A 7,666-nucleotide genomic window follows, 5' to 3' on the forward strand; every position below is an offset into this window, starting at 1 on the left:
AGATGGCGGACCTGTGCGAGCAGGTGGGCGCCAACGTCCAGCAGGTCGCCCGCGGCATCGGCCTCGACAACCGCATCGGGTCGAAGTTCCTGCACGCGGGCCCGGGCTACGGCGGCTCGTGCTTTCCCAAGGACACCCTGGCGCTGGTCAAGACGGCCCAGGACGCGGGCACCCCGGTGCGGCTCGTGGAGACGGTGGTCTCGGTCAACGACCAGCGCAAGCGCGCCATGGCCCGCAAGGTGATCCTGGCCTGCGGGGGCTCGGTGCGGGGCAAGACGATCGCCATCCTGGGCCTGACGTTCAAGCCCAACACCGACGACATGCGCGACGCGCCCGCCCTCTCGATCATCACCGGCCTGCAGGACGGGGGCGCGCGGATCCGGGCCTACGACCCGGAGGGCATGGAGGCCGCCCGCCCGCTCCTGTCCGACGTGACCTACGCCAGCGACGCCTACGACTGTGCGCAGGGCGCCGACGCCGTCGTCATCGTCACCGAGTGGAACGCCTTCCGCGCCCTCGACTTCGCCCGCCTCGCCACCCTCATGGCCGCACCCGTCATGGTCGACCTGCGCAACGTCTACACGCCGGACGAGGCCACTCGCCACGGCTTCCGCTATGCGGGAATCGGCGGCCGCCGCGAATTGCCGGTCTCGGCGCCCGCCGACGCCGGCCTCTCCGCCCTTGCAGCGGAGGCGGTCCGTGCTTGATCTCCTCCCCCACGCGAGGCGCCGTGCCCGGACCGGGCACGGCAGGCGCATCGCGGTCATCGGTCTCGGCTATGTCGGCCTGCCGGTGGCCGCCGCCTTCGCGGCCTCCGGCGCTCCCACCATCGGCTTCGACGTCGACCCGCTGCGCATCGCGGAGCTGCGTCGGGGGCTCGACCGGTGCAACGTCATCGACCGGCGCGACCTCGAGGATGCGCCGATCCGCTACACCGCCGAGGCCGGCCCCCTGCGGGGCGCCGATTTCTTCATCGTCGCGGTGCCGACCCCCATCGACACCGCCTGCCGGCCGGATTTCTCGGCCCTGATCGCCGCCTCGCGCTGCGTCGGCGCCGCCATCGCGCCCGGTGCCATCGTGGTCTACGAATCGACGGTGTATCCGGGTGCGACCGAGGAGGTCTGCGTTCCCGTGCTCGAGGCCGCCTCCGGCCTCGTCTGCGGGCGGGATTTCACGGTCGGCTACAGCCCGGAGCGGATCAACCCGGGCGACATCGTCCACCGCTTCGAGACCGTGACCAAGGTGGTGGCCGGCCAGGACGAGGCCACCCTCGACATCGTGGCCGAGGTCTACGGCTCGGTGGTGCGCGCAGGGGTCCATCGTGCGCCCTCGATCCGGGTCGCGGAGGCCGCCAAGGTCATCGAGAACACCCAGCGCGACCTCAACATCGCGCTGATGAACGAACTCGCGATCATCTGCCACCGCATCGGCATCGACACAGCCGACGTGCTCGACGCCGCCCGGACCAAATGGAACTTCCTGCCCTTCGCTCCCGGCCTGGTCGGGGGGCACTGCATCGGCGTCGACCCCTACTATCTCACCCATCTGGCGCAGATGTCGGATTACCAGCCGGAGGTGATCCTGGCGGGCCGGCGCATCAACGACGGCATGGCCGAGGTGATCGCCCGCGAGTGCATCCGGCGCCTCGCCGCCCGGGGCGTCGCGCATGGTCGGGTCGGCGTGCTCGGCCTGACCTTCAAGGAGAACGTGCCCGACATCCGTAACTCCAAGGTGGCGGACGTCATCCGGACTCTGGAGGCGCATGGCTGCGAGGTGCGGGTGCACGATCCGCAGGCGGATACCCGGGCGACGCGCCACGAGTACGGGATTACCCTGCGACCGCTCGCGGAACTGGAGGCTTGCGACGCGGTGATCGTCGCGGTCTCGCATCACCAGTTCGTGGCGGCGGGCTGGGACCTCGTGCGGCCCTGCCTCAAGGGCCCCGGCGGCGACGTCCTCGACGTGCGGGCCTGTCTCGACCGGAGCCGGGTTCCGCAGGGCGTCTCCCTGTGGCGGATGTGATGGGCCTGGCTCCGCCGCTCCGGGGCCGCAACGCGAAACGAGGCCGGCGGCGGGCCGGCGAGGAGGGTGCCATGTTCAAGCGGCTGAGCGTCACGGCTTTGGGCAGCTGCCGCATCGTCAACCCGATGCGGAGTGCCGCGCAGGCCGGTCTGATCGATCTCGCCAACGCGGATGTCTACGGCTACCTCCACACCGCGCGGGAAGTGCTGCAGTTCCTCGATTTTCGCGATGGTCTCGCGCTCCCCCCCGAGATCGTGCCCTACCTCGCCGGTCCGCGCGGGCTGCCCACCCGCGTCCAGCCGGAGACGCCGCGCGTCCATCTCGTGGAGATCTCCTCGCTCAAGGGCGTGATGCTCGGCGAGTGGATGCTGCAGCTCAACTACTTCACCGAGCGCTTTCGGAGTCATCCCGACCTCCTCAAAGTTCTGTACGGTGCTCTCGGCGAAGAGGAGCGCGACCGCCGGATCCTCGATCTGGCCGCGCAACCCGATTTCGCCACCCTGGCGCCCTTCGAGCGGCACCTGCTCGCCGAACTGCATGTCGCCACCGCCACCCGGGAGGAGCTGGAGCGCGACGTCCTCGAGATCGTCGCCCGGCTGCCGAGCCCGGTGGTGTTCGTCACCCACTGCAACGTGGCCGACACCCAGGGCCGGGAGATCGAGAGCCGGGCGCGGATCAGTACCTGGATGGCCGAATTCGCCCACCGCCACGGCCTGCGGGTGTTCGACCCGACTCCGCATGTTCTCGCCTTCGGGGTCGAGGCCGCGATGGCCGAGGGTGGGGCCAGCCGTGCCCATTACGCTCCCGCCTTCGAGACGGTGCTGCAGGAGGAACTCCTGCACGAGGTCCGGCTCGCCGCCGCCGCCATGCCGCGGGCCACGCAAGGGTTCGTACCGGATAAGCCCGTGCCGGCGCCGCGCCGCGCCATGCCGCCGCGCGCGGAGCCGGGCGCGGCCCCGATGCACCTGCGCGCCGCCGAGGCGATGCGGGCGGGTGACCTCGCTGCGGCGTCCGCGGTGGCGCGTGCCGCCATCGCCGCCGATCCGCCCTGCGCGCCCGGCATCTCGGTGATCGCCCAGGTTGCCCTGCGCCGGGGCGATCCCGGGACGGCCCTCGACTTCGCCCTGCGCGGGCGCGCCGCCAACCCACGCAATTCCTCCTCCGTGGTCACGGCCGCCAAGGCCCTGACCAAGCTCAAGCGCTTCGAGGAGGCGGCCGCGATGTGGCGCGAGATGGCCGCCTGCCGCCGCGACGCGACCTGGCCGCTGATCGAGGCCGCACGCTGCCACCTGCGCGCCAGGCAGGCGGAGGCGGGCCTGGAACTGGCCGTCGCGGTGCTGGAGCGCGAGCCCGGCGACACCGTCGCGCTCGCGGTCAAGGCCGAGGCCCTTCGCATGCTCGGGCGCTTCGCCGAGCTCGCAGCCGTGGCCGAGGCGCTCGCCGAGGCCAACCCGGAGGCGGCGCTGGCCATCATGCAGTGGATGATCGCGGCGGGTCGGGTCGAGGGCCTGACGCGGGTAGCGCGCCGGGTCTGTGCCGCACCGCAGGGCGTACCGGAGGAGCACCGGGACGACATCTGCCGGCAGTTGAAGGCCGCGGGCGAGCACGCCCTCGCGCAGGAATTCTGGGCCACCGGCGCGGAGGCCCTGCGCGCCTACCTCGTGTTCCATCCTGGCGATCGCGCGGTCGCCCGCAGCCTCTCGAAGCTCGCCTCGCAATGGCTCGTACCCGCCCGCTCGGCCGTCCAGGCGGGGGATTTCCAGGCGGCCGCCCAGGCCTACGACCTCGTCCTGCACATCGATCCCGATGCCGTGAAGACCCTGCGCGAGGCAGCCTCGGCGGCCGAGAAGCGCGCCGACTGGACGCGGGCCGCCGACCTCTGGGACCAGGTCGACCGCGCCGGCGACAGCGATGCCGCGACCCTGTTGCGCGCCGCCCGCGCCGCCGACCTCGCCGGGCGTCCGGAGCCCGCGCTCGGGCTCTATCGCCGCGCCGCCCGCACCGATCCCGACAACGCCAAGGCGCTCGCCTCGGCCGAATCCGTGTCGCGCCGTCTCGCCAAGCAGGCGCGGGCGCTGGAAGCGGCCGGGGACATCGACGGGGCCGTGCGCACCGCCACCGTCGTCCTGGCCGACAATCCCGAAGACCCGATCTGCACCCGTCTGATGCGTCGGGGCGGCGCCCAGGTCGCCTCCGCACTGCGCCAGGCGGTGGCCGAGGGCGACGCTGCCCGGCAGGAAGCCCTGGCGACGCAGCTCCTGCACATCGATCCCGAGCGCTTCGAGGCCCTGCGCGTCCTCTCCAAGGCGCGCCTCACGAGCGGGCGTCTCGACGAGGCCGCCCACCTGCTGCGCCGTCTGACCGTGGTCCAGTCGGATGTCGCTGCCCACTGGATCAAACTCGGCCGTTGCCTGCGCCTGATGCGGAGCTACGACGAGGCCCGCGACGCGGCGCGCCAGGCTCTCGCACGCGATCCGACCAGTCCGGCCGCGCACAAGATCCTGGCCGACCTCGGCGAAGGGTTGGCCCGTTGATCCGCCTACCCCCCAGGACCCAGGACGAGGCGGCCATCCGCGGTCTGACGTCCGGAGAGCACGGTTTCCCCGCCGAGCGCGAACCCTGGCCGCATTTCGTGCTCAAGCGGGGCCATCGCGGCCGCTACCGCTTCAGCTTCCGCACGCCGCTGGGGGGCATCACCGGCGAGGTGTTCGTGTCCCCGGAAGCAGGCCCTCGTGCGAATCAGGACGCGGAGGCCCGCCGCCTGGTCGCCCGGCTCGCGCGGTCCTTGTGCGAGGTGCTGGAGCGAGAGAGATTGCCATCGGAGCGATGAATTCGTGTCGCTTTGAAGTAACATGAATGTCGTTCGAGCGCGCATTCGCGCGCCATGCTCTCAACTTGTGCGTTCTAGACACCGGGTGCGCAAGCATTCGGCGCTTTAGGCTGGATTTTGGGGTTCACAACTTAGCCTTATTGCGGCATGACATTGCCGTCGGCGCGGGGCGGGCGGTGTCGTTTCGGTTTCCTCCCACCGCTCGATTGTTTGCGGGCTTCGGAACGGTTGATCCGGGCCGGTGTGCCGTCCGTGCCCAGGCGTTCCCTACTTTCGCGGCTTCGCGCCCTTCGGCGCGGGTCCGATCAGAGCGGGGACATCGTGATGAGCGTTGCGTTGGCGTGCTCCGCCCTCGGACAGCGGCGCGGCTGATTCCACTGGCCGGAACCGGGCCCTGAGTCATCTCGCGTTCCCGTCGCGACCCCATCGAAGGGGTGTCGTGGGGCGAGCGGTTGTCTGAAACCTGGCTTCTCCAGAGAACAGGTCAGAGGACGTATTCTGGCGACATGAAAGCCGGGCTGGATGCAGCTTTCGGTTTGGGGACCTTTATGGGCTCGAAAGTATAGTGAGTTGAGTAAGAAATAGCCTTCGTAAAGAAGCATTAACCATAATTTTCTGAAACAATAAGAGAATTTCCGCACAAGAGCGCGGAAGGGGAATGGCATCGAATGGCTGACAATTTGGCTCATGGCTTCGCATCCATGAATGGCGGCACGACCGGCGGCAGCGGGGGCTCCAGCGTGACGGTCTCCACCGGCGCGGCGCTCCAAGCGGCGATCGATAAAGCCGCGGGGCCGCTGACGATCTACGTCGACGGCAAGATCACGCCGGGCAACAGCGGCGTCGACGCGATCAACATCGCGGGCAAGAGCAACATCTCGGTGGTCGGCGTCGGCAGCAACGCCGATTTCGACGGAATCGGCATTCGTGTCAGTGGTGGCTCGTCGAACCTGATCATCCAGAATCTGAAGATTCACGACGTCGCCACCGGTCCCAAGGACGCGATCGGCATCGAGGGGGCGTCGAGGAACATCTGGATCGACCACAACGAGCTTTACAGCACCTTGGCGGCGGACAAGGATTATTACGACGGCTTGCTCGATATCAAGCGTGGCGCCGAGTACATCACCATCTCGAACAACTATCTCCACGATCATCACAAGACGTCGCTGGTGGGCTACTCCGACGCCGATGCGGGCGGGCGCTACATCACCTATGATCACAACGTCTTCGAGAACATCGGCTCGCGCGCGCCCAGCGTCCGCGACGGGGATGTGCACATCTACAACAATTACTACAAGAACATCGAGGTTTCGGGCATCAACCTGCGCATGGACGCGGTCGGTCTGATCGAGAACAACGTCTTCGAGAATGCCCACAACCCGATCGTCAGCCAGGACAGCGCCCGGATCGGTTACTGGGACCTGAGCGGCAACGTCATGACCGGCGTGACCTGGAGCAAGCCCGGCAGCCACGAGGCCACCGCCGAGAATGGCCTTTCCACGGCCTCCTACGACGTGCCCTACGCCTACACCCTCGATGATGCCGCGAGCGTTCCGCTCCTCGACCGAGCCCAGGCGGGCATCGGGCATCTGGGCACCCTGACGCCGGTGCCAGTGCCGGTTCCGGTCGAGCCGGCGGTGCCCGAACCGGTGTCGCCGCCGCCGGTGGTGTCCAAGCCGCTGCCGACCTCCCCCACGCCGCCGGCGCCGGCGCCCGTGGAGACCATGCCGTCGCTTGTCGGGACCAAATCCGCGGACTCCCTCGACGGTACGGCCGGCAACGACCACATCGACGCCCGGCAGGGGCATGATCTGGTCCATGGTCACGGCGGCGACGACGTTCTGACGGGCGGGGAGGGCCGCGACATCCTGCATGGGGATGCGGGCAACGACACCCTTTCGGGCGACAACGGCGACGACCAACTCTTCGGAGGCGACGGCGACGATCACCTCATCGGCGGAAACGGCAGCGACACCCTCGACGGCGGCGACGGCAACGACGTCCTGGAGGGGGGCGCGAGCCACGACGTCCTCACCGGCGGCGCGGGCAACGACCGACTCGACGGCGGGAGCAACGCCGACGACATGGCCGGCGGGGCTGGGGACGACACGTATGTCGTCGACATCGCCCGCGACAGCGTCGTGGAACTGACGGGTCAGGGCAACGACACGGTGGAGAGCGCCACGAGCTACAAGCTCGGCAACAACGTCGAGAACCTGATCCTGACCGGCTCGAGCGACAATTCCGCCACCGGCAATGCTCTCGACAACATCCTGACGGGCAACGCCGGCAACAACCGCATCGACGGCGGAGCTGGCAACGACCAGCTCACGGGGGGCGCTGGCCGGGACGTGTTCGCCTTTACCAAGGGCGCGGGCGGACAGGACGTGATCCACGACTTCACCGTCGGGACCGATACCCTGAACTTCCACGGCTACCATGCGGCGGACGTCACCCTGACGGATGGCGCTGCCGGCACCACGCTTCACCTGCCGGGCGAGACCATCCTGCTGGAAGGCGTCCATCTCAATGCCGTGACCGCCGACTGGGCGCACTTCGCCTGAGGCCGGTCCCGGTGCGTCTTCGAAGCTATCAGCGATGCGGCGGGGAAGCCTCCTGCCGCATCGCCGACGGAGGTCGGGCATGACGCGGCGTGGGATCGGGCGAAGGTCCGCCTGTTGGGTGTGTTTTGGAAATTTGAATTTACCCTTTCGATCGTAAATCGAGCCGATCAGAGGATTGTGTCTATGATCGCGTCCGCTCAAACTATACTTCTATCGGGGCGCGACTGAGTTGGAAAAGGTTGGGGTG

At 68.9% G+C, this 7,666-nt stretch carries 5 protein-coding genes; all 5 read left to right on the top strand.

Annotated elements, in window-relative coordinates:
- Window positions 1–707: nucleotide sugar dehydrogenase (locus MFF30_RS08165; protein WP_238278592.1), on the top strand; the 707-nt coding region annotated here is incomplete at its 5' end.
- Entirely contained in the window at window positions 700–2,022 is a 1,323-nt protein-coding gene (locus MFF30_RS08170) for a nucleotide sugar dehydrogenase (protein WP_238278593.1), read from the top strand. The genes MFF30_RS08165 and MFF30_RS08170, both read left to right, overlap by 8 nt.
- Before the next feature lie 71 nt (window positions 2,023–2,093).
- Window positions 2,094–4,556 carry a tetratricopeptide repeat protein gene (locus MFF30_RS08175; RefSeq protein ID WP_238278595.1) on the top strand — a complete coding sequence of 821 codons (2,463 nt, stop codon included), beginning with the start codon at window positions 2,094–2,096 and terminating at the stop codon, window positions 4,554–4,556.
- A complete protein-coding gene (locus MFF30_RS08180; RefSeq protein WP_238278597.1) occupies window positions 4,553–4,852 on the top strand; it encodes a hypothetical protein in 300 nt (99 codons plus the stop codon). The genes MFF30_RS08175 and MFF30_RS08180 overlap by 4 nt, the downstream gene beginning before the upstream one ends.
- A gap of 668 nt (window positions 4,853–5,520) precedes the next feature.
- On the top strand, window positions 5,521–7,419 hold the full coding sequence (locus MFF30_RS08185; protein WP_238278599.1) for a pectate lyase family protein: 1,899 nt from the start codon (window positions 5,521–5,523) through the stop codon (window positions 7,417–7,419).
- Window positions 7,420–7,666: the final 247 nt, after the last annotated feature.

This window comes from Methylobacterium goesingense (genome assembly GCF_022179225.1).
Classification (GTDB): domain Bacteria; phylum Pseudomonadota; class Alphaproteobacteria; order Rhizobiales; family Beijerinckiaceae; genus Methylobacterium; species Methylobacterium goesingense.